Genomic DNA, 21253 nt, shown 5'->3' on the forward strand with positions numbered 1-21253 from the left:
TACCCGCGTGGCCAAAAACGCTGGCCCGCCCTGCCCCACCTGCGTCACCCGATCAACCCAGCGAGGGTCTTCCACAGGCCGAATGCGCCGAGATCGTTGAAGGTCACCATAACCATCAACGCCAGAACCGCCGCCAATCCCCCCCGGAACGCCCATTCCTGGACGCTCGGTGCGACGGGCTTCCGCTGGACAGCCTCTACCGCGTAGAACAGGAGATGCCCGCCATCCAGCATGGGGATTGGCAACAAGTTGATGAATCCCAGATTAATCGACACGCCCGCAATGAAGAAGATCAACACCGGCCACCCAAGCGACAATTGCTCGCCGGATGTCTTGGCGATGCGCAGCGGTCCACCCAGTTCGTCGACGGAACGTCGCCCGGAGAGGATCTGGCCAAGCCCCTCCACGGTCGTCCGCAGGATCGTGCCCGTCATTGCGATACCGACAAGCGGTGCTTCCAGCACGCCAACCTTCGCGGCGACAGGCGTCGAGGGACCGATGCCGAGTAGGCCCTTCTTGAATTCGTTGCCGAACCGGTCTCGCTCCGTCGCGACGCCCAGCACGGTCTGGCGGCTTTGCGCGACGCCGTCGCGGCGATAGTCGATCCGCACGGGTTCGCCCGGACGCAATACGGTATATTGGAAAACGTCCTTGAACGTCTCGATACCGCGGCCGTTGAGTGCGGTGATCCGGTCACCCGGCTGCAGTCCCGCCTTCGCGGCCGCGCTGCCGGGCGTGACGAGCCCGACGATCGACGGCGTTCGATCGACGCCATAGCTCATCGCGAACCCAGCCAGGATCAGGATCGCGATGACGAAGTTGGTGACGGGGCCCGCCGCGACGACGATCGCGCGCTGCCACACGGGGCGCGCCTGCAACGTTCTGGCTCGTTCCTCCGCGGGAAGTTCGAGCCATGCCGGATCGGGCACGCTCGCGGCATTCATGTCGCCGGCGAACTTGACGTAGCCGCCCAACGGTAGAGCGCTGAACTTCCACCGTGTCCCGCGACGGTCGGTCCAGCCGAACAATTCGTTGCCGAACCCGATCGAGAATGCGTCGATCTTCACACCGAACATCCGTCCGGCAAGATAATGCCCCATCTCGTGCAGGAAGACGAGCGGACCGATCACCAGCGCGAACGCAAGAATGGTGAGCAAAAATCCGGGCGATTGGCTCAAACGACGCTATCCTTCATCAACGCCCCGTTGCGTAACCCCACCTGCCGTCGCGCTATGCTGCGCGCTTCGGCATCGACCGCGAGAACGTCGCCCAACGTTCCCGGTGCGGCCGGATGATAGACGGACAATGTATCGTCCACGATTGCGGCAATTTCGAGGAAGCCGATCTCGCGCGCGAGAAATGCAGCGACGGCAATCTCGTTCGCGGCATTCAGGATTGCAGGACGCGCGCCGCCAAGATTAAGCGCCTCGCGCGTCAACCGTATCGCGGGAAAACGCTCGGGGTCGGGCGCCTCGAAATCGAGCCGACCGATCGCCACGAGGTCGAGCGGCGCCATCGGGGTGGCCATCCGGTCGGGCCACGCCAGACAGTGCGCGATCGGTGTCCGCATGTCGGGCGGCCCCATTTGCGCCAATACCGATCCATCGACATAGTCGACGAGCGAATGGATCACGGACTGCGGGTGGATCACGATCTCGATCGCATCGTGCGGGACCGGGAAAAGTCGCGCCGCCTCAATCAGTTCGAGTCCCTTGTTGAACAAGGTTGCCGAATCGACGGAGATTTTCGCCCCCATCGACCAGTTCGGATGTGCGACCGCCTGTTCGGGGGTCACGCTGCGCATCTGCGTGGTCGACCAGTTGCGGAACGGACCACCGCTGCATGTAAGGATGATCCGGCGCACGCGTTCAGGTCGGGCCGCATCGAAGCATTGGAAAATCGCGTTGTGCTCGGAATCCGCCGGCAGCAGCGTTGCGCCGTGCTTTGCCGCTGCCGCGAGGACCACGTCGCCCGCCGATACCAGTGGCTCCTTGTTGGCGAGGATCACGGTCTTTCCGCCAGCGATCGCGGCCATCACCGGTTCCAGCCCGATGCAGCCGACGATCGCGCCCATCGTGATGTCCGCGCCAAGTGTTGCCGCCTCGATCACCGCCGCGCGTCCCCCGGCACACACCGTGTCGGTTCCGGCCAGCGCCTGTCGAAGATCCGGCAGGCACGCTTCGTCCGCGACGACCGCCAGCTTTGCGCGCGTCCGGATCGCAGCAGCGGCAAGCCGTGTGACGTCGCAATTCGCGGTCAGTGCCAGAACCTCGAACCGCTCGGGCTCGCGTTCCACCAGGTCGAGCGTCGAGGTCCCGATAGACCCCGTAGCGCCCAGAATTGTGATCGTCTTCACCACCAATATACTTTCGGTAACACAATAAGAAAGGCTGCGACCGGCGCGACCGGGACAAGACCGTCGAGACGGTCGAGCACGCCGCCATGGCCAGGCAACAGCGTACCGCTGTCCTTGACCCCCGCACGCCGCTTGAGCCAACTCTCGTACAGATCGCCGCCCTGCGCCAGTGCCGCGAGCAATGGCGTCGCGACGGCGAGCCGAAGCGGCAATCCATATTGCATATGGAGGAATGCTGCGAACGCGCTGGCTGCCAGCACACCACCGCCGAGCCCGGCCCATGTCTTGTTGGGACTGATCGTGGGGGCAAGTTTGGGCCCGCCGATCGTGCGACCGGCAAAATAAGCGCCGATGTCGCACGCCCACACCATCGCCAGCGTCCAGATCGTAAGCAGGATTCCATCCCCCTGCCCACGGATCGCCAGCAAGGCGAGGATCGGCAGGCACACGTAAACCGCACCCAGCGCGAGCCCCTTCCGTCGCGTGACGATGACGATGAAGAAACCGGCAGCCGCGATCAGACCCAGCGCAAAGAACCCGGGGCCCGCCCCAAGGTGCGGCGCCATGATCGCCAGCGGTACCGATACCGCATATTGCGCAAGCCGTTTGGTTTGCGGTGGCGTTGCGTGGAGATCGGCCCATTCGGCCATCATGAACAGCCCGAGGACGACGCATAGCAACCAGAAGGCAAGATCGCCGAGCGCCACGCTCACCAACGCCACGGCAACCATCGCCAGGCCGACGACGCTGCGCAGTGCGAGGTTGGACGACATTCTTTGCGACAGGCTCGGCTTCACAGGCCCCCGAACCGCCGCTGCCGTTGCCCGAACGTGGCAATGGCATCCGCAAACGTATCCGCATCGAATTCGGGCCATAGCGTGTCGACGAACAGCAGCTCGGCATAAGCGGCCTGCCACAGCAGGAAGTTGGACAGGCGAACTTCGCCCGACGTGCGGATCAGCAGATCGAGCGGCGGCAGATCGCGCGTTTCGAGTTCGTGTTCGAACATCGCTTCATTGATCGACGCAGGATCGAGCATGCCGTCCCGTGCCTGTTCCGCCAGACGGCGTGCGACCGAAGCGATTTCCGCCTGTGCACCGTAGTTTAGGGCAATGACGAGGATCGGGCCGGTATTGACCGCGGTGCGCGCGACGGCGTCGTCGATCAGCCGGACCAGATCCGGACTGAAACGCCGATAGTCTCCGATCACGCGGAGCCGCACGTTGTCGCGGATGAGTTCGTCGAGGTCGCTGCGGATGAACAGCCGTAGCAACCCCATCAGATCGCTGACTTCCTCTTCCGGACGACGCCAGTTCTCGCTGGAGAAGGCGTAGAGCGTCAGCACTTCGATGCCGAGCGTGCGCGCCGCGCGGGCAACGCGCCGAACGGCTTCGACGCCCTGGCGATGCCCGGCAACGCGCGGAAGCAGGCGCTTTTTCGCCCAGCGCCCGTTGCCATCCATGATGATGGCGACATGACGCGGCAGGACGACACCGCTTGGATCCGGTGCCGTCGCCCGATCGGCAGCCGGGGCGGCGAACGGCCTCACTTCCCCAGGATTTCCTTTTCCTTGGCGGTCGCGGCGGCATCGATTTCGCCGATCGTCTTGTCGGTCAACTTTTGCACTTCGGTCTCGAGCTTCTTGCGCTCGTCCTCGCTGTAGACGCCCTTTTTCTCGTCGGTTTTAAGACTGTCCATGCCATCCCGGCGCACGTTTCGCGCAGCAATGCGCGCGTCTTCAGCATATTTGCCGGCGAGTTTAGCCAGTTCCTTACGACGTTCTTCGGTCAGATCCGGAATCGGGAGACGCAGCGTGGTGCCGTCGACGATCGGGTTGAGCCCCAGACCGGCCGAGCGGATCGCCTTGTCGCACGGACCAACGTTCATCTTGTCCCACACCTGAACCGAGATCATCCGCGGCTCGGGCACCGAGACGGTCGCGACCTGGTTGAGCGGCATCTGTGCGCCGTATACTTCCACGGTCACCGGATCGAGCAGCGAGGTCGACGCACGGCCCGTGCGCAGGCCACTGAGGTCGCCCTTCAACGATTCGATGCTGCCGGCCATGCGGCGCTCGAGATCGGCCTTGTCATATGCGGCCATGATTATGCTCCTGTCTCTGCCTGGACGACCGTGGAAACGCCTTCGCCCCGCAGCACCGCGGCAAGATTGCCGGGCTCGCGGATGTTGAAGACGACGATCGGGATATTGTTGTCACGGCACAAGGCGATCGCGCTCGCGTCCATGACCTTGAGGTCCTTCGCGAGCACGGTGCCATAGCCGATCGTGTCGTAACGCTTGGCCGTGGGTACGAGCTTCGGGTCGGCGTCATAGACGCCGTCGACCGAAGTGCCCTTGAACAGCGCATCGCACTTCATCTCAGCGGCGCGGAGCGCCGCGCCGCTGTCGGTGGTGAAATAGGGGCTGCCGACACCAGCCGCGAAGATCACGACGCGGCCCTTCTCCAGATGACGCTCGGCGCGGCGGCGGATGAACGGCTCGCAGACGCTCGCCATCGGGATCGCGGACTGGACGCGGGTGTCGACGCCGATCTGCTCGAGTGCATTCTGTACCGCGAGCGCGTTCATCACGGTCGCGAGCATGCCCATGTAATCGGCGGTCGCGCGCTCGAAGCCCTTGGCAGCGGCGGCCAATCCACGGAAAATGTTGCCACCCCCGACGACGACGCAGACCTCGAACCCTTTAGAGCGGGCATCGGCGATTTCACCCGCGACACGCGCGGTGACGGAGGGATCGATCGACAAACCGCCGGGGCCCATCAGGACCTCGCCCGACAATTTCAGCAGGATACGTTTGAAGTTAGGGTTTGGCACGGCAATCCGAACGGCAATGGGCAGGCGGCGCGGACCTTATCGGGGCAGCGCAGCGATTGGAAGCGTGGAAACCATGCCGGAGCGCCATGACGCGCGCATTGGCGTACAGTCATCGCGTGCATCCGGCAGGTCGTCGCGACGTGGCAGGGCGGATCGCCGGTGCGCTTGTTGCCAAGCGCACCGACGATCGCAGACGTTCAGGCGGTAGGCTGGGGAACGCCCGATGCCGCAGCGACTTCTGCTGCGAAATCGGTGGCTTCCTTCTCGATGCCTTCACCCAACTGGAAGCGGACGTAGTCCTTGAGCTCGATCGACTTGCCCGCTGCCTTGGCGGCATTGGCGACGACGTCCGAGATCTTGGTCTTGCCGTCCATCACCAGCAGCTGGCTGACGAGCGCGTTTTCCTTGCGGTACTTGGCGATCGCGCCATCGACCATCTTGGCGACGATGTCGGCGGGCTTGCCGCTCTCGGCAGCCTTTTCGGTCGCGATCGCACGCTCGCGCGCGACGATCTCGGGGTCGAGGCCGTCCTCGTTGAGCGCCAGCGGGAAAGCGGCCGCGATGTGCATCGCGATCTGCTTGCCGAGCGGCTCGAGCACGTCAGCGCCGGCATCGCTCTCGAGCGCAACGAGCACGCCGATCTTGCCGAGGCCCTGGGCTGCCTGGTTGTGGATGTACGGGATCACCGCACCCTGCGTGACTTCGAGGCGCTTGGCGCGACGCAGGTTCTGGTTCTCGCCGATCGTTGCGATGTTGTTGGTGAGCGTTTCCTCGACGGTCTTCTCGCCAAGCGATGCTGCCTTGATGACGGCGATGTCGTCGCCGAGGCGAAGCGCAACCGCGGTCACGTCACGGACGAAGGTCTGGAACTGCTCGTTCTTCGCAACGAAATCGGTCTCGGAATTGACTTCGACCGCTGCACCGATGGTGCCGTCGACTTCGACGCCGATCAGGCCCTCGGCCGCGGTGCGGCTGGACTTCTTGGCGGCAGCAGCAAGGCCCTTGGCGCGCAGCCAATCCATCGCCGCGGTCATGTCGCCGGCAGCTTCGGTCAGCGCCTTCTTGCAATCCATCATGCCCGCGCCGCTCTTCTCGCGCAGGTCCTTCACCGCAGCGGCAGTAATGTCGGCCATGTCACTTATCCTCTTGTGTGTCAGATGCGGTTTTGGACGGGGCAGAGCGATGCCCTACCCCGTCCCTATGTCAGTTCTGCGACGCTTACGCGTCGATCTGGCGCTCGGCCTCTGCGACCATCTCGGCCTGCAGCGCAGCGTCGCTGGCCGGCGTGATCTCGCCAGCCGGCTCCGACGGCGTGGTGTCGATCAGCGCTTCCTCGGCGGGCGGTGCTTCCATCGAACCGATGTCCTGGCGGCGAGCAAGCTGCTCGTTGCCACCGCGGGTCGCGGCGATCGCGATCGCTTCGCAATACAGGCGGATCGCCCGGCTTGCGTCGTCGTTCGCGGGAACCGGGAAAGCGATGCCGTCCGGCGAGACGTTTGAATCGAGGATCGCAACGACCGGGATACCCAGCGTGTTGGCTTCCTTGATCGCCAGCTCTTCCTTGTTCGCGTCGATCACGAACATCACGTCGGGGATGCCGCCCATGTCGCGGATGCCGCCGAGCGACAGCTCGAGCTTGTCCTTCTCGCGCGTCAGCTGAAGCACTTCCTTCTTGGTCAGGCCGACCGTGTCGCCCGACAGCTGCTCTTCGAGCGTCTTCATGCGCTTGATCGAGTTGGAAATGGTCTTCCAGTTGGTGAGCATGCCGCCCAACCAGCGATGGTTGACGAAGTGCTGGCCCGAACGACGTGCTGCGTCCGCGACGGGCTCCTGCGCCTGGCGCTTGGTGCCGACGAACAGAACCTTGCCACCGCCGGCGGTCGCAGCCGAGACGAACTCGAGCGCGCGCGCGAACAGCGGAACGGTCTGCGAAAGATCGAGGATGTGGACGCCGTTACGGTCGCCAAAAATGTAAGGCTTCATCTTCGGGTTCCAGCGATGCGTCTGGTGGCCGAAGTGTGCGCCCGTCTCGAGCAGCTGCTGCATGGAAACGACAGGTGCCGCCATAGATAATTCCTTTCCGGTTGGTCCTCTGGGAAGCGAGTAATCGATTCGGGGTGAAACCCCTGCACGACACCGGTGATGTGTGCTTCCCATGCGGTGTGAGGTCGCGCCCTTACCCAATCCCGCCGTGGAGGGCAAGAGCCAGAAACCTGTTGCGTGTGGAACGAAGATGGAACATACCGTGTTCACCGCAAGAACACGGAACGATGCCCGCGGCTACGGGTTGGCCTTCCTGATCCTGCTCTGAGACATAGGAACGAGCGATGATGATGGTGACGGGCATTCTGGTCTTCGCAAGCGCATTCGCCGCCAGCGCATCGGTATTCTGGTTGACGCTTGTCCCCGCGCTCCCGCGGATCGTGGCGTTGTTGCGTGATGGCGTTGATCCGACGGTTGCAGGGCGTCCGGTTCTGACCGTCAGTGAGCCTCGTGCTCGGGCGCGGGCTCGGATGCTGCCGACGCCGACAGCACCACGCTTTGCAGTCCGCGCTGCCGCTTGATCCGTCCGTAAGCCGCGACGCTGAACGGCAGCGTCGCGAGATAGGCGACGCACAGGAACGTCAGCGTATGCCAGGGTGCCGAGATCAACGCGGCACCCAGCAGCACCACAAAGGCGATCGCCTCGAACCGGATATGCGTGCGTAACCGCAGCGACGACCAACTGAACGTCGCGACGCTGGACACCATCAGCACCGCCATCGCAGCCACCCACGGTGCGACCAGCAGCGGCGAGCGCCAGAAGTCCAGGCCGGTCCAGAACCACAGATAGAGCGGTAGCATCGCCAGCCCCGCGCCGACCGGCGACGGTGCGCCGGTCAGGAAGCCGGCGGATTTGTGCGGCTGTTCCACCACGTCGATCGCCGCATTGAAGCGGGCCAGGCGAAGCGCGCAGAACACCGCGAAGATCAGCGCGCACAGCCATCCAAGCCGCGGCAGATCCTTCAGCGACCACAGATACAGGATCAGCGCTGGCGACACGCCGAACGAGATCGCGTCGGAAAGCGAATCAAGCTCGGCGCCGAAACGGCTCTCGCCGCGGACCATGCGCGCAATCCGTCCGTCGATCCCGTCGAGCACGCTCGCGATCATCACCATCAGCACCGCGGTTTCCCACTGGCCCGAAATCGCGAAGCGGATGCCGGTCAGCCCCGAGCACAGCGCAAGCGCAGTGACCGCGTTGGGCGCTACGGTTCGCAATGGCAGTCCACGCGGCGATGGCCGACGCACCGGCCGGCTCATGCCGTTCCTTCCAGCGCGCTCATTGCGCGATGCCGGTTGCCGCGCTTGCCCCGACGCGTCCCAGGATCGTCTCGCCGGCAACGCTGCGCTGGCCCAGTACGACCTGACAGGCACAATCCTCGGGCAGATAGACGTCCAGACGGCTGCCGAACCGGATCAGCCCGATCCGCTGACCCGCGGCGACCATGTCGCCCGGCTTGACGAACGGCACGATCCGGCGCGCGAGCAAACCGGCGATCTGGGTGAAACCAACCCGACGCCCGTCACGCCCCTCGACCACCAGATGCTGCCGCTCATTGTCCTCGCTTGCCTTGTCGAGCTCGGCATTGAGGAACTTGCCTGAGATGTAGACGACCTGCTTGACCGTCCCCGCAATCGGGGTGCGGTTGATGTGGACGTCGAACACCGACATGAACACCGACACGCGCACCAAAGGTGCTTCGCCCAGCCCATTGGGGCCAGCGAGCTCGCGCGGTACCGGCATCCGCTGGATCATCGATACCAGCCCGTCCGCCGGCGAGATGATCAGGCCGTCGCCCGACGGCGTGACCCGCACGGGATCGCGAAAGAACAATGCCACCCACAACGTCAGGCCGATCAGCGGCCAGGCAACGAACCAGCCGAGCCAGATCAGCGCGATCAACGCGACGACCGCGGCGATGACGACATATTTGCGCCCCTCGGGGTGCAGGTCCGGCACGCGCCATTTGGCGGTTTCGGGGCTCGGCGACGAATGGCTTGGTGGTATCATGCGCCGACCCTAACCGACCGGCTGGTTTGTCACAATCGTCAATGCCGGTCGGCTTGCGCGGGTTGATCGATCCGGCCCATGCTCCTAGACGCTACCCGCAAAACCCCCACAGGAAAGTGCGTGATGGCGAAGATCAAGGTAAAGACGCCCGTTGTCGAGATCGACGGCGATGAGATGACCCGGATCATCTGGCAGTGGATTCGCGAGCGGCTGATCCTGCCGTATCTCGATATCGATCTGGAATATTACGACCTCGGCATGATGAGCCGCGATGGCACCGACGACAAGATCACCGTCGACAGCGCCAAGGCGATCCAGAAGTACGGCGTCGGCGTGAAGTGCGCGACGATCACCCCGGACGAGCAGCGCGTCGAGGAATTCGGCCTCAAGAAGATGTGGAAGTCGCCTAACGGCACGATCCGTAACATTCTCGGTGGCACGATCTTCCGCGAGCCGATCGTGATCAAGAACGTCCCCCGCCTAATCCCGGGCTGGACGCACCCGATCGTCGTCGGCCGTCACGCGTTCGGCGACCAGTATCGCGCGACCGACTTCCGCGTTCCCGGCCCGGGCAAGCTCAAGCTGGTGTTCGAGGGCGACGACGGCGAAGTGATCGACCGCGAGGTGTTCCAGTTCCCCACGTCGGGCGTCGCGCTCGCTATGTACAACCTCGACGATTCGATCCGCGACTTCGCGCGCGCCTCGATGCACTATGGCCTCAACCTCAAGTGGCCGGTGTACCTGTCGACCAAGAACACCATCCTGAAGGCCTATGACGGCCGCTTCAAGGACCTCTTCGCTGAGGTTTTCGAGAGCGAATTCAAGGACAAGTTCAAGGAAGCGGGCATCGTCTACGAGCATCGCCTGATCGACGACATGGTCGCATCGGCGCTCAAGTGGCATGGTGAATTCGTCTGGGCGTGCAAGAACTATGACGGCGACGTCCAGTCGGACCAGGTTGCACAGGGCTTCGGCTCGCTCGGCCTGATGACCTCGGTGCTGCTGACGCCGGACGGCAAGACGGTCGAGGCGGAAGCCGCGCACGGCACCGTGACGCGTCACTTCCGCCAGCACGAGCAGGGCAAGGCGACGTCGACCAACCCGATCGCGTCGATCTTCGCCTGGACCGGCGGCCTCAAGTATCGCGGCAAGTTCGACGGTACGCCTGAGGTGACGCAGTTCGCCGAGACGCTCGAGCGCGTCTGCATCAAGACGGTCGAGGATGGTCACATGACCAAGGATCTCGCGCTGCTGATCGGCCCGGAGCAGCCGTGGATGACGACCGAGCAGTTCTTCGAGCAGGTTCGCCTCAACCTCGAACAGGCGATGGGCGCTTCGGCCTGATCGCATGATGGTGCGTCGCCCGGAACATGGTTCCGGGCGACGCAGCGGATTTCACGACCGAGATTGCCGTCGGGAAGTTATTTCACGACATAAGCTGACAAGCATGACGAATGTCGCTTAGATGCCCGCATGCCCTCAGCCCTTGCCAATGCCGGATTCAGTGACGCCCTCGTAATTCTTGGGGCAGCCGGCCTCGTGATCCCGGCATTTGCCCGCGCCAAGATCAGCCCCGTCATCGGGTTCATTCTGGTCGGATTGCTTGTGGGTCCCTTCGGGCTTGGCGCATTGGTCAGCCAGTTTCCCTGGCTTTACTACATCACCATCTCCGATCCGCATTCGATCGAGCCCTTTGCCGAATTCGGCATCGTGCTGCTGCTGTTCTCGATCGGGCTGGAACTGTCGCTCAAACGCTTGTGGTCGATGCGGCAACTCGTTTTCGGGACGGGCGCGGCACAATTGCTCGTCGCGGGCGCGATACTGGGGCTTGGCCTGCATCTGCTGACGGCGCTGCCGTGGACCGGGGCGATGGCGCTGGGCATCGCCTTGTCGCTCTCGTCCACCGCCCTCGTCTTGCCGATTGCGGGGACGACCAGTCCGGTTGGCCGGACCGCCTTTGCGATGCTGCTGTTCGAGGATCTGGCGCTGGTCCCGATCATCTTCGTGCTCGCAGCGCTCGGGCCGATGGCGGCGGACAGCGGGTGGACTGGCCTTGCGCGGGTCGGCGTCGCCGCATTCCTGACCGTGGGGGTGTTGTTCATCGGCGGGCGGCTAATCCTCCCGAAATTGTTCGCGCAGGCCGCACGGACCAAGAGTCCCGAGCTGTTCCTCGCGGCCTCGTTGCTGGTCGTCATCGTGGCGAGCCTGGCCACCACTGCGGCGGGGCTCTCGCCGATCGTGGGCGCGCTGCTTGCCGGGCTGCTGATCGCGGAAACCGATTATCACAGCGAAGTCGAAGTGATGACCGCACCGTTCAAGGGGCTCGCGCTGGGCGTGTTCCTGATCACGATCGGGATGAGCGTCGACCTTGCGGCGATCGCGGCCAACTGGCTCGGCTATCTTGCGGCGATCGCTGCCGTCGTCGCGGTCAAGGCGGTGGTAACGTATTTGCTGTTGCGCGGCAGCGGCATCCGCGGCGGGGTTTCGGTCGAAGCCGGGGTGCTGATGGGCAGCCCGTCCGAGACCACGCTGATCGTCCTCGGTGCGGCGGCACAGGCACAGCTGATCGCGGCCCCGACAGCGAATTTCTGGCAAACCGTCACGGCGATCGGGCTGACGATCACGCCGTTGCTGGCGATGCTCGGGCGCCGCTGGGCGCGACGGATCGAACAAAGCGTCGGCAACGAAGCCGAACTCGAGATTCCCGAGGAAGGCCCCGGGACCGTGGTAATCGGCTTCGGTCGCGTCGGACGGATGGTGTGCGACATGCTGACGGTCCACGAGCAACGCTATGTCGCGGTCGAGGCCGATATCGATGTCGTCACCGCGGCGCATGCGGAGGGCTATCCGGTGATCTTCGGCGACGTCATTCGCCCCGAACTGGTCGACCGGCTCAATCTCGGTCGCGCCAAGGCGCTGATCCTGACGATGGACGACCCCGTGCTGAGCGTCGCGTTGACGCGGCGTGCGCGCAACTGGGTTCCGGACCTCGCGATCGTCGTGCGCGCCCGCGACACGCAACATGCCGCTGAGCTCTACCGTGCAGGTGCGACGGATGCGGTGCCCGAGACGCTCGAGAGTTCACTGCAACTGGCGGAAGCGGTGTTGACCGATCTGGGGGTCGCGGTCGGGCCGGTGATCGCGTCGATCCACGAGAAGCGCGATGAACTGCGGCAGGAAATAAAGGCCGCGGCGGAAATGACGACCGCCCCGCGATTGAAGCGCGTCCGGGCGCCGCGGGGAATGGATAGCAAGCCTGCGGTTTGAGGGCGGCGGACAAACACGCGGTTCGTTTCCGCCTTCCTTTCTTTTGACGCTTGCCCGGCGAAGGCCGGGGCCCAGGAGCGGAACAGGAGATTGCTGGCGATGGCGCTTCGTTACCTCGACCTTCGCTACTGGGCCCCGGCCTTCGCCGGGGAAGCGTAGAGGTGGGGGCGCTAGCCTTCCACGCCTACCCGCCTGGCCTCACCCCTCTAACGCAGCCCGCACCGCAGCAGCGGTTTGAGGCGCGCACACGTGGGGGCATTCTTTTTCGCCGCCGCGTTTCCCACCGTCTGCGCTTCCCCGGCGAAGGCCGGGGCCCAGGCGTGGAACAGGAGATTGCTGGCGATGGTGCTTCGTTACCTCGGCCTTCGCTACTGGGCCCCGGCCTTCGCCGGGGAAGCGTAGAAGTGGGGGCGCTAGCCTTTCACGCCTACCCGCCTGGCCTCACCCCTCCAACACAGCCCGCACCGCATCAGCGGTTTGAGCCGCGCCCGTGGGGGGGCATCTGTTTCCGCCGCCGCGTTTCCCACCGTCTGCGCTTCCCCGGCGAAGGCCGGGACCCAGGCGTGGAACAGGAGATTGCTGGCGATGGTGCTTCGTTACCTCGACCTTCGCTACTGGGCCCCGGCCTTCGCCGGGGAAGCGTAGAAAGGAAAAGGTAGCCTTCAACACCTACCCGGCCCGCCTCACCCCGCAAGATGAGCCCGGACCGCCGCAACCGCGTCCGCCGCCTTGGCACCATCCGGACCGCCGCCCTGCGCCATGTCGGGGCGCCCACCGCCGCCCTGCCCGCCCAGCGTCGCAACCGCAACGCGCAGCAGGTCGACCGCGCTATGCGATCCAACCAAGTCCGCCGTCAGCCCGACCGCGACCGATGCGCGGCCTTCGTTGACCGCGACGATCATCGCGATTCCCGAACCGATCCGCTGCTTCATCTCGTCGACCGTGCCGCGCAGGCCCTTGGGATCGAGCCCCTCGACCACCTGGCCGAGGAACGCGACGCCGCCGACCTCTTCCGGCCCGGCCGCCGCGCCGCCAGCACCACCGCCGAGCGCAAGCGCCTTCTTGGCATCGGCCAGTTCTCGTTCCAGTCGCCGCCGGTCCTCGACCAATGCCGCCACGCGCGCAGGCACCTCGTCTGGCGACGATTTCAGCGCTGCCGCCGCTTCGCGCAACTTGGCGTCGCGTGCGGTGAGATAGTCGCGCGCTGCCTCACCGGTCAGCGCCTCGACGCGGCGGACGCCGGAGGATACCGCGCCCTCGCCCACCACCGCGAACAGTCCGATATCCCCCAATGCGCGGACATGCGTTCCGCCGCACAGCTCAAGCGAATAGGTCTTGCCGCGCTCACTGCCCATCGACACGACGCGGACCTCGTCGCCGTATTTCTCCCCGAACAGCGCCATCGCGCCCTCGGCGATCGCTTCATCCGGAGTCATCAGCCGCGTATCGACCAGCCCGTTGCCGCGGATCTGCGCATTGACGTCGGTCTCGACCTCGGCGATCCGCGCGGGATCGATCGCAGTCGGCTGCGAGAAATCGAACCGGAGCCGCTCGGGCGCGACGAGGCTGCCCTTCTGCGCGACGTGCGCGCCGAGCCGCTGGCGGAGCGCCTCGTGCAGCAAATGCGTTGCCGAGTGATTGGCGCGGATCTGGTCGCGGCGAGCCGCATCGACGGTCAGGTGCAGCGCATCGCCGACCGCGATGCCGCCCTCGCCGACGCGCGTGACATGCGCGAACACGCGACCGAGATACTTGCGCGTATCCTCGACTACGCCGTGCACGCCCGGTGCGGTGAGCGTGCCGGTGTCGCCGACCTGACCGCCGCTCTCGGCGTAGAACGGCGTCTGGTTGACGATGATCTCGACGGTCTCGCCCACGTCCGCGCGCTCGACCTGTGCGCCGTCCTTGACGATCGCGACGACAGCGCCCTCACCCTCGACCGCGCTATAGCCGATGAACTCGGTGCCGCCGTTGGCCTCGGCGATGTCGAACCACACGTCGTCGGAGGCGCGCTGGCCCGACCCCTTCCAAGCGGCGCGCGCCGCGCGCTTCTGTTCGGCCATCGCGGCGTCGAACCCGGGACGATCGATCCCGAAGCCCTGGGCGCGGAGCGCGTCCTCGGTCAGATCGTAGGGAAAACCGAACGTGTCGTAGAGTTTGAACGCGGTTTCGCCCGGCAGCGTCGCACCCGGCTCCATCGCCGCGGTCGCTTCGTCGAGCAGGCGCAAGCCGTTGACCAGCGTCCGGCGGAATTGGGTTTCCTCCTGCAACAGGGTCGATTCGATCGCCGCCTGCGCGCGCACCAGTTCGGGATAAGCCGCGCCCATTTCCGCCACCAGCGCGGGGACGAGCCGGTGCATCAACGGCTCCTTTGCGCCGAGCAGATGCGCATGGCGCATCGCGCGCCGCATGATCCGGCGCAGCACATAGCCGCGCCCTTCGTTCGACGGCAGGACGCCATCCGCCACGAGGAAGCCCGCCGAGCGCAGATGGTCCGCGATGATACGGTGGCTCGCCTGCGTGTCGCCGGTGGCGGGCGTGCCCGTCATCGCAGACGATGCGGCGATCAGCGCCTTGAACGTGTCGGTGTCGTAATTGTCGTGGACGCCCTGCAGCACCGCGGCGATCCGCTCGAGCCCCATGCCGGTGTCGATCGACGGACGCGGCAGCGCGGTGCGCGCGCCGTCGGCGGTCTGCTCGAACTGCATGAAGACGAGGTTCCAGATCTCGACGAAACGGTCGCCGTCCTCGTCGGGCGAACCCGGCGGACCACCGAAGATGTGGTCGCCGTGGTCGTAGAAGATCTCGGAGCACGGTCCGCACGGCCCGGTGTCGCCCATCGACCAGAAATTGTCGTTGGTCGCGATGCGGATGATCCGCTCTTCGGGCAATCCGGCGATCTTGCGCCACAGGTCGAACGCCTCGTCATCGGTATGATAGACGGTGACGGTCAGCCGGTCGGGGTCGATCCCCCATTCGCGCGTCAGCAGGTTCCACGCGAGCGTGATCGCGCGTTCCTTGAAATAGTCGCCGAACGAGAAATTACCGAGCATTTCGAAGAAGGTGTGATGCCGCGCGGTATAGCCGACATTGTCGAGATCGTTGTGCTTGCCGCCAGCGCGCACGCACTTCTGCGACGACGTGGCGGTCACGTACGCACGCGATTCGAGGCCCGTGAAGACGTTCTTGAACGGCACCATCCCGGCGTTGACGAACATCAGCGTTGGGTCGTTCTGCGGCACGAGCGGCGCGGACGCGACCTTGGCGTGCCCGTTGGCCGCAAAATAGTCGAGGAAGCTACGGCGGATGTCGTTGGTCGACGTCGGGGACTGGGTCATGCGCGGTGGCTTAGGCGAGGCGCACGGCGTTCTCAAGTATGCCGCGCGTCCCGAATGCGGATCGTTACCCTAAGGGCTGATCCAGCGAGGTTGGCGGGACGCTGAACCATTTCGGCCCGCTCGCGGTCATGTGGAAGCAATCCTCCAGCCGCACACCGAACTTGCCGGGCAGATACAGACCGGGTTCGTCCGAGAAGCACATGCCCTCCGCCAGTTGCGTGGTTTCGCCGTGGACGAGATTGACCGGCTCGTGCCCGTCGAGCCCGATCCCGTGGCCGGTACGATGCGACAGGCCGGGCAGGCGATACCGCGGGCCATAGCCAAGCGTCTCGTAATAGCGCCGCACCGCATCATCCACCGCCCCGGCAGCGACCCCGAGTTGCGCGGTCTTGAAGGCCAGCGCCTGCCCGTCGCGGACATCCTGCCAGACCTTGCGCATGTCCTTGTCCGCGCCGCCATAGACAAAGGTGCGCGAAACGTCGGACTGGTAGCCCTGTACGGTGCAGCCGCAGTCCATCAGCACGATCTGCCCGTCGGCGACGACTTGCGGATCCTTGCTGCCATGCGGAAAGGCGGCGGCGGGGCCGATCAGCACCAGCGAGAATTCGGGGCTGCCCCCCAGTTGCTTGGTCGCGGCATTCATCAGCGCGGCGATGTCGGCGGGTTTCATGCCCTTCTCGACCCGCGGCCAGGTCCAGCGATAGGCGGCGATCGTCACATCGGTCGCGGTCTGCATCAGCGCGATCTCGGGCGCGGTCTTGCGCATCCGTACCGCGCGGACGACCGGATTGGCGGAGACGATTCGCGCGCCCGGCAAGGCATGGGCCAGCCCGTCCACCGCGAAGTAGCGGACCGTTTCCTCGATGCCGATCGGGCGAGTGGCGAGCTTTCGCTCCTTGAGGAAGGTTGCGATCAGCGCGTGCGGGCTTTCGTCTTCCTGCCACACCCGCACCTCGGCGGGGATGCCGAGCGTTTGGCGGACCGAGGGCTCCTCGAAGAACGGCGTGACGATGCACGGCTCGCCCTCGACCGGCAGGATTGCAGCGGTCAGCCGTTCGCTGCGGCCCCAGCGGATGCCGGTGAAATAGGTCAAGCTCGATCCCGACTCGATCAGCACCGCGCCGATCCCGTTCGCCCGCATCAATGCCTGCGCACGGATGAGCCCTGAGCGGCGTTCTTCAGGGCCGATCGGTGCGGTCCCGCCGGTGATGTCGCGCAATCCCGCGAGATCGGGTTCGGCGGCGCGCAGGGCACCGCTGGCGGACAGGGCGGGAAGCGCCAGGGCGGCGGACGCGAAAGCGCGACGGGACAGGTTCATGGCATCAGTCTGGCAGCACCCGTGCCGCGCCGCAACGCGCGTCTTGCTTGACCGATTGCGCATTCTCCCCTTGATGCGGGTACGAACCAACGGGGAAGAAGCGTGGCGAAGCGGCTGACACTGTACATATTGATCGGCCTGGTGCTGGGGCTGATCGTCGGCTGGGCGATCAACCAGCACCTCGTCGACGGCAGCGTCGAGGGCGCGGCGCGCGCAAAGGAGATCGCGAGCTACTTCTCGATCATCACCACGATCTTCCTGCGCCTGATCAAGATGATCATCGCGCCGCTGGTGTTCTCGACGTTGGTCGTGGGCATCGCGCACATGGGCGACATCAAGGCGCTCGGGCGGATCGGCGGGCGGACGATGGCGTGGTTCATCTCCGCATCGCTGGTGTCGTTGACGCTGGGCCTCGTGCTGTTCCACGGGATCGAGTTCGTGATCGACCTGGTCTCGCCCGGCAGCGGGTTCGGGCTCAAGCTGCCTCCGCCCGATGCGACCGTCGGGCTCGACGAGAAATCGTTCAACCTCACCAATTTCGTGACGCATATCGTGCCGTCGTCGGTGGTCGAGGCGATGGCGACCAACGAGATCATCCAGATCGTCATCTTCTCGATCTTCGCCGGCGTCGCGCTCACCGCGATCGGCGAGAAGGGCGCGCCGATCGTCCGCGGCGCCGAGGCGCTCGCGGCGATGATGCTCCAGATCACCGATTACGTGATGCGGGTCGCGCCGTTCGCGGTGTTCGCCGCGATCACCGCGACGATCGCGGTCAACGGGCTCGGCATCCTGTGGACGCTTGGGCTGTTCGTCGGGAGCTTCTATATCGGGCTGGCGGCACTGTGGATGCTGCTGTTCGGCGCGGCGTTCGCGATCATCGGGCCGCGCGCGCTGACGCTGGCGCGCTATATCGGCGAGCCGATCCTGCTCGCTTTCTCGACCGCATCGTCCGAAGCCGCTTACCCGCGCACGCTCGAGGCGCTCGCGCGCTTCGGCGTACCGCGCAAGATCGCGAGCTTTGTGCTGCCGCTGGGCTACTCGTTCAATCTCGACGGGTCGATGATGTACATGACCTTCGCGACGCTGTTCCTCGCGCGGGTGTACGGGGTCGATCTGTCGATCGGGCAGCAGATCGTGATGCTGCTGGTGTTGATGATCACGTCCAAGGGCATCGCGGGCGTGCCGCGCGCCTCGCTGGTCGTGATCGCGGCGGTGATGGGGCAGTTCGGCATTCCCGAAGCGGGGCTGTTGCTGATCCTGCCGGTCGACCAGTTCCTCGACATGGGGCGCTCGGGCACCAACGTGGTCGGCAATGCGGTCGCGACGGCCGTCGTGGCAAAGTGGGAGGGACCGCTCGATGCTGCCGAAGCGCCGGAGATCGAACCACCCCATGCGCCGAGCCGGGGGTAGCACCGGGGACGCTTCCCTTCCCTCGCTTCCCGCTCGCTTGCTTCCCCGGCGAAGGCCGGGGCCCAGTAGCGCTGCCGACGTAATCGCCGACTGTGCTCGCCACGGCGACCTGTCCTCCTGGGCCCCGGCCTTCGCCGGGGAAGCATTTACCGGGTTCGCGTTCGCACCTACCCCGCCCCTACAGCGTCCAGATCGCGACGTTCCCCACCAGCACCGCCGCCATCACCAGCAGCAACACTCCCTTGCGCACGTCGCTGCGTCGCCAGATCATCGCCGCGCCCCCGATCAGGCACGCAAACGCCGCAAGCATCGCGATCGCGGGGGCTATCGATTCGATCCCGCTCACGCCGCATCCGCCAGCACGGCGGCATAAGCCGCGCGGTCGACGTTGCCGCCCGACAGCAGCACCAGCATTCCCGGAACCGGGGCGACCTTCCCCGCCAGGATCGCGGCCAGCGCAACGGCTCCACCGGGCTCGACCACCAGCCGCAGCGTCTCCGCCGCCCAGCGTTGTGCGGCGCGGGTTTCCGCCTCACTTACCGCGACTCCCGTGGCCCGACACCGCATCAGGACATCGAAGGTCAACGCCGACACACGCTGCGTCTGAAGCGAATCGCACGCGGTCGGCGGCGGCGACGCCCCGACCGATTCGATCCGTCCAGCCGACAGCGATCGTCGCATATCGTCCCACCCGACCGGCTCGACGACGGTGATGCGCACACCCGGCAGCGCCAGCGCGAGCCCCGCGGCAAGACCGCCGCCCCCGCAGGGCACCACCACCTCCGTTACGTCGCCAAGCCCGAGTGCCGTCATTTGCGCGGCGGCCTCGACCCCGGCGCTGCCCTGCCCCTCGATCACCCAGGGATCGTCGAAGCTCGGCACCAGCACCGCGCCGCGCGCTTCGGCAAGCCGGGCGGCGATCTCCTCGCGGCTTTCGGTCGCGCGGTCATAGCTGACGATTTCCGCCCCCAGCGCCAACGTTCCGTCGCGTTTCGATTTCGGCGCGTCCGACGGCATGACGATCGTCGCCGGCATGCCGAGCCGCCTGGCCGCCCATGCGACACCCTGCGCATGATTGCCCGACGAGAAGGCAACCACGCCTTTTCCCCTGAGCGCAGGGTCGATCGCGGTGAGCCTGTGCCACGCTCCGCGCAGCTTGAACGCGCCCATCGGCTGCACGCATTCCGCCTTGAAGGCGACGGCAACCCCTTGGATCTCTTTGATAAACAGGGGCGTTATAGGCACCACCGCGGCAATCTTCGCTGCGGCATCGCGGACCCCTGCCCGCGTAGGCTGTCTTAAAATTGTCACTGACTGTCTCCGGGGGTCCAAAACCGCTTTACTTTGCAAAAGCGCGACCGTATCTCGCCCATCCGCTGCCCCATGGGACTTCCAACCGCAAGGCAGCTTTTTTCACCGTTCGGCGCAAGCCACTTGGAGGTCCCTTGAGTTGCACAAGCATCATCGCGCGCTGGGGTTAGCGAAGACCCCTTCGAACTCGGTTTCGGGTATCGACATCGCTCAGCAGCGGCCGGTTCAGCCGGTTACGCTGGTTCGTCCTCACGCGGCAGCGCGTGCGGCCAGGTTCTTCGTCGAGAAGTTCCCGGGTCGCTCGATGTATGCGGTCAAGGCGAATCCGGCTCCTGAGTTGCTCAAAATCCTTTGGGATGCCGGGATCACGCATTACGACGTGGCCTCGATCGCCGAAGTCCGGCTCGTCGCGACGACGATTCCGGGCGCGACCCTGTGCTTCATGCACCCGGTCAAGGCTCCCGAAGCGATCCGTAGCGCTTACTTCGATTATGGCGTCCGCACCTTCTCGCTCGATTCGATCGAGGAGCTGGACAAGATCATGGCGGCGACCGATCAGGCGACCGACCTGACGCTTTGCGTCCGGTTGCGCGTGTCTTCGGAGCATTCGAAGCTGAGCCTTGCATCGAAGTTCGGTGCCGCTCCCGGCGAGACCAAGGAACTGTTGTTCCGGGCTCGTCAGGCCGCGGATGCGCTCGGCATCTGCTTCCACGTCGGTAGTCAGGCGATGACGCCGGAAGCCTATGCAAATGCGCTGGAGCGCGTTCGTGCGGCGATCGTCGACGCAGCGGTCACGGTCGACGTGATCGATGTCGGCGGCGGTTTTCCGTCCTCCTATCCGGGGATGGAGCCTCCCCCGCTCGAGCGTTTCTTCGAGACGATCCACCGTGCGTTCGAATCGCTGCCGGTCAGCTATTCGGCGGAACTGTGGGCCGAGCCCGGTCGGGCGCTGTGCGCCGAGTACAGCTCGATCGTGGTGCGCGTCGAAAAGCGCCGCGGCGACGAATTGTACATCAATGACGGGGCTTACGGCGCGTTGTTCGATGCAGCACACATCGGCTGGCGTTTCCCGGTCGAGCTTCTGCGCGAGCCGGAGAGCCGTTCGAAGGACATGGCGTTCAGCTTCTACGGGCCGACCTGCGACGACATGGACCATATGGCGGGGCCGTTCTATCTGCCCGCGGACGTGCAGGCTGGCGACTATCTCGAAATCGGGATGCTCGGTGCCTACGGCTCGGCGATGCGGACCGCGTTCAATGGCTTTGGTTCGGACGAGACGGTGATCGTCTCCGACGAGCCGATGGTGTCGCTGTACGACGAAGCCATGCCGGACGTCGCGTCCAACGTCGTCACGCTGTAACAGGC

General features: G+C 65.3%; 18 protein-coding genes. 4 read left to right on the forward strand and 14 right to left on the reverse strand.

The genetic code is table 11. The features are described 5' to 3' along the window. Window positions 1-44 precede the first annotated feature (44 nt). From AC3WJR_RS06750 to AC3WJR_RS06795, 10 genes are all read right to left on the reverse strand, one after another. Entirely contained in the window at window positions 45-1178 is a 1134-nt protein-coding gene (locus AC3WJR_RS06750) for a M50 family metallopeptidase (protein ID WP_492723375.1), read from the reverse strand. Next, window positions 1175-2356, reverse strand: coding sequence for a 1-deoxy-D-xylulose-5-phosphate reductoisomerase (locus tag AC3WJR_RS06755; protein WP_492723377.1), 1182 nt, complete (start codon window positions 2354-2356; stop codon window positions 1175-1177). Before AC3WJR_RS06755 ends, AC3WJR_RS06750 begins: the two co-directional genes overlap by 4 nt. Then, the gene (locus tag AC3WJR_RS06760) at window positions 2353-3129 is read right to left on the reverse strand and encodes a phosphatidate cytidylyltransferase (RefSeq protein WP_492723379.1); all 777 of its coding nucleotides are present in this window, start codon (window positions 3127-3129) and stop codon (window positions 2353-2355) included. Before AC3WJR_RS06760 ends, AC3WJR_RS06755 begins: the two co-directional genes overlap by 4 nt. Before the next feature lie 20 nt (window positions 3130-3149). Further along, window positions 3150-3818, reverse strand: a complete 669-nt coding sequence (gene uppS / locus AC3WJR_RS06765) for a polyprenyl diphosphate synthase (protein WP_492724196.1) — start codon at window positions 3816-3818, stop codon at window positions 3150-3152. Window positions 3819-3901: 83 nt separating this feature from the next. Continuing rightward, the gene (gene frr / locus AC3WJR_RS06770; protein ID WP_010163691.1) at window positions 3902-4459 is read right to left on the reverse strand and encodes a ribosome recycling factor; all 558 of its coding nucleotides are present in this window, start codon (window positions 4457-4459) and stop codon (window positions 3902-3904) included. Between the two features lie 2 nt (window positions 4460-4461). After that, window positions 4462-5136 (reverse strand): UMP kinase, encoded by a 675-nt coding sequence (gene pyrH / locus AC3WJR_RS06775; RefSeq protein ID WP_492724198.1) that lies wholly within the window; start codon window positions 5134-5136, stop codon window positions 4462-4464. A gap of 251 nt (window positions 5137-5387) precedes the next feature. Beyond that, a complete protein-coding gene (tsf, locus tag AC3WJR_RS06780; protein WP_354280945.1) occupies window positions 5388-6323 on the reverse strand; it encodes a translation elongation factor Ts in 936 nt (311 codons plus the stop codon). Between the two features lie 85 nt (window positions 6324-6408). Further along, on the reverse strand, window positions 6409-7257 hold the full coding sequence (gene rpsB, locus AC3WJR_RS06785; RefSeq protein ID WP_354280943.1) for a 30S ribosomal protein S2: 849 nt from the start codon (window positions 7255-7257) through the stop codon (window positions 6409-6411). A gap of 414 nt (window positions 7258-7671) precedes the next feature. Further along, entirely contained in the window at window positions 7672-8493 is an 822-nt protein-coding gene (gene pssA / locus AC3WJR_RS06790; RefSeq protein ID WP_492723382.1) for a CDP-diacylglycerol--serine O-phosphatidyltransferase, read from the reverse strand. A 19-nt stretch (window positions 8494-8512) separates the two neighbouring features. Continuing rightward, on the reverse strand, window positions 8513-9244 hold the full coding sequence (locus tag AC3WJR_RS06795; protein ID WP_492723384.1) for a phosphatidylserine decarboxylase: 732 nt from the start codon (window positions 9242-9244) through the stop codon (window positions 8513-8515). A gap of 123 nt (window positions 9245-9367) precedes the next feature. Between AC3WJR_RS06795 and AC3WJR_RS06800 the strand changes: the two genes are divergently transcribed. After that, window positions 9368-10588: an NADP-dependent isocitrate dehydrogenase gene (locus tag AC3WJR_RS06800; RefSeq protein ID WP_492723386.1), complete on the forward strand. Its 1221-nt coding sequence runs from the start codon at window positions 9368-9370 to the stop codon at window positions 10586-10588. A gap of 129 nt (window positions 10589-10717) precedes the next feature. After that, window positions 10718-12511: a cation:proton antiporter domain-containing protein gene (locus AC3WJR_RS06805; RefSeq protein WP_492723388.1), complete on the forward strand. Its 1794-nt coding sequence runs from the start codon at window positions 10718-10720 to the stop codon at window positions 12509-12511. A gap of 683 nt (window positions 12512-13194) precedes the next feature. Here AC3WJR_RS06805 and alaS read toward each other — a convergent pair. Both alaS and AC3WJR_RS06815 read right to left on the reverse strand, forming a co-directional pair. After that, window positions 13195-15849, reverse strand: a complete 2655-nt coding sequence (gene alaS / locus AC3WJR_RS06810; protein WP_492723390.1) for an alanine--tRNA ligase — start codon at window positions 15847-15849, stop codon at window positions 13195-13197. Window positions 15850-15913: 64 nt separating this feature from the next. Beyond that, window positions 15914-17167 (reverse strand): M24 family metallopeptidase, encoded by a 1254-nt coding sequence (locus tag AC3WJR_RS06815; protein WP_492723392.1) that lies wholly within the window; start codon window positions 17165-17167, stop codon window positions 15914-15916. Window positions 17168-17269: 102 nt separating this feature from the next. On the opposite strand from AC3WJR_RS06815, the gene AC3WJR_RS06820 reads away from it, so the two are divergent. Beyond that, window positions 17270-18577: a dicarboxylate/amino acid:cation symporter gene (locus tag AC3WJR_RS06820; RefSeq protein ID WP_492723394.1), complete on the forward strand. Its 1308-nt coding sequence runs from the start codon at window positions 17270-17272 to the stop codon at window positions 18575-18577. 178 nt (window positions 18578-18755) lie between these two features. Here the strand turns inward: AC3WJR_RS06820 and AC3WJR_RS06825 are convergent, their stop codons facing one another. Together AC3WJR_RS06825 and AC3WJR_RS06830 are read right to left on the reverse strand one after the other, a co-directional pair. Next, complete coding sequence (locus AC3WJR_RS06825; protein WP_492723396.1) at window positions 18756-18923, reverse strand: hypothetical protein; 168 nt, start codon at window positions 18921-18923, stop codon at window positions 18756-18758. Next, entirely contained in the window at window positions 18920-19834 is a 915-nt protein-coding gene (locus tag AC3WJR_RS06830; RefSeq protein ID WP_492724200.1) for a threonine ammonia-lyase, read from the reverse strand. The genes AC3WJR_RS06825 and AC3WJR_RS06830 overlap by 4 nt, the downstream gene beginning before the upstream one ends. Before the next feature lie 193 nt (window positions 19835-20027). Between AC3WJR_RS06830 and AC3WJR_RS06835 the strand changes: the two genes are divergently transcribed. Continuing rightward, the gene (locus tag AC3WJR_RS06835; protein WP_354280926.1) at window positions 20028-21248 is read left to right on the forward strand and encodes a type III PLP-dependent enzyme; all 1221 of its coding nucleotides are present in this window, start codon (window positions 20028-20030) and stop codon (window positions 21246-21248) included. The last annotated feature ends 5 nt before the right edge of the window (window positions 21249-21253 follow it).

Source organism: Sphingomonas sp. FW306-05-A (assembly GCF_058782275.1).

Bases quoted from the DNA above. Each gene is read 5' to 3' on its own strand.
- frr (WP_010163691.1), bottom strand. From the start codon at position 4,459: ATGGCCGCATATGACAAGGCCGATCTCGAGCGCCGCATGGCCGGCAGC.
- AC3WJR_RS06815 (WP_492723392.1), bottom strand. From the start codon at position 17,167: ATGAACCTGTCCCGTCGCGCTTTCGCGTCCGCCGCCCTGGCGCTTCCC.
- AC3WJR_RS06795 (WP_492723384.1), bottom strand. From the start codon at position 9,244: ATGATACCACCAAGCCATTCGTCGCCGAGCCCCGAAACCGCCAAATGG.
- tsf (WP_354280945.1), bottom strand. From the start codon at position 6,323: ATGGCCGACATTACTGCCGCTGCGGTGAAGGACCTGCGCGAGAAGAGC.
- uppS (WP_492724196.1), bottom strand. From the start codon at position 3,818: ATGGATGGCAACGGGCGCTGGGCGAAAAAGCGCCTGCTTCCGCGCGTT.
- AC3WJR_RS06760 (WP_492723379.1), bottom strand. From the start codon at position 3,129: ATGTCGTCCAACCTCGCACTGCGCAGCGTCGTCGGCCTGGCGATGGTT.
- pyrH (WP_492724198.1), bottom strand. From the start codon at position 5,136: ATGGGCCCCGGCGGTTTGTCGATCGATCCCTCCGTCACCGCGCGTGTC.
- alaS (WP_492723390.1), bottom strand. From the start codon at position 15,849: ATGACCCAGTCCCCGACGTCGACCAACGACATCCGCCGTAGCTTCCTC.
- rpsB (WP_354280943.1), bottom strand. From the start codon at position 7,257: ATGGCGGCACCTGTCGTTTCCATGCAGCAGCTGCTCGAGACGGGCGCA.
- AC3WJR_RS06805 (WP_492723388.1), top strand. From the start codon at position 10,718: ATGCCCTCAGCCCTTGCCAATGCCGGATTCAGTGACGCCCTCGTAATT.
- AC3WJR_RS06800 (WP_492723386.1), top strand. From the start codon at position 9,368: ATGGCGAAGATCAAGGTAAAGACGCCCGTTGTCGAGATCGACGGCGAT.
- pssA (WP_492723382.1), bottom strand. From the start codon at position 8,493: ATGAGCCGGCCGGTGCGTCGGCCATCGCCGCGTGGACTGCCATTGCGA.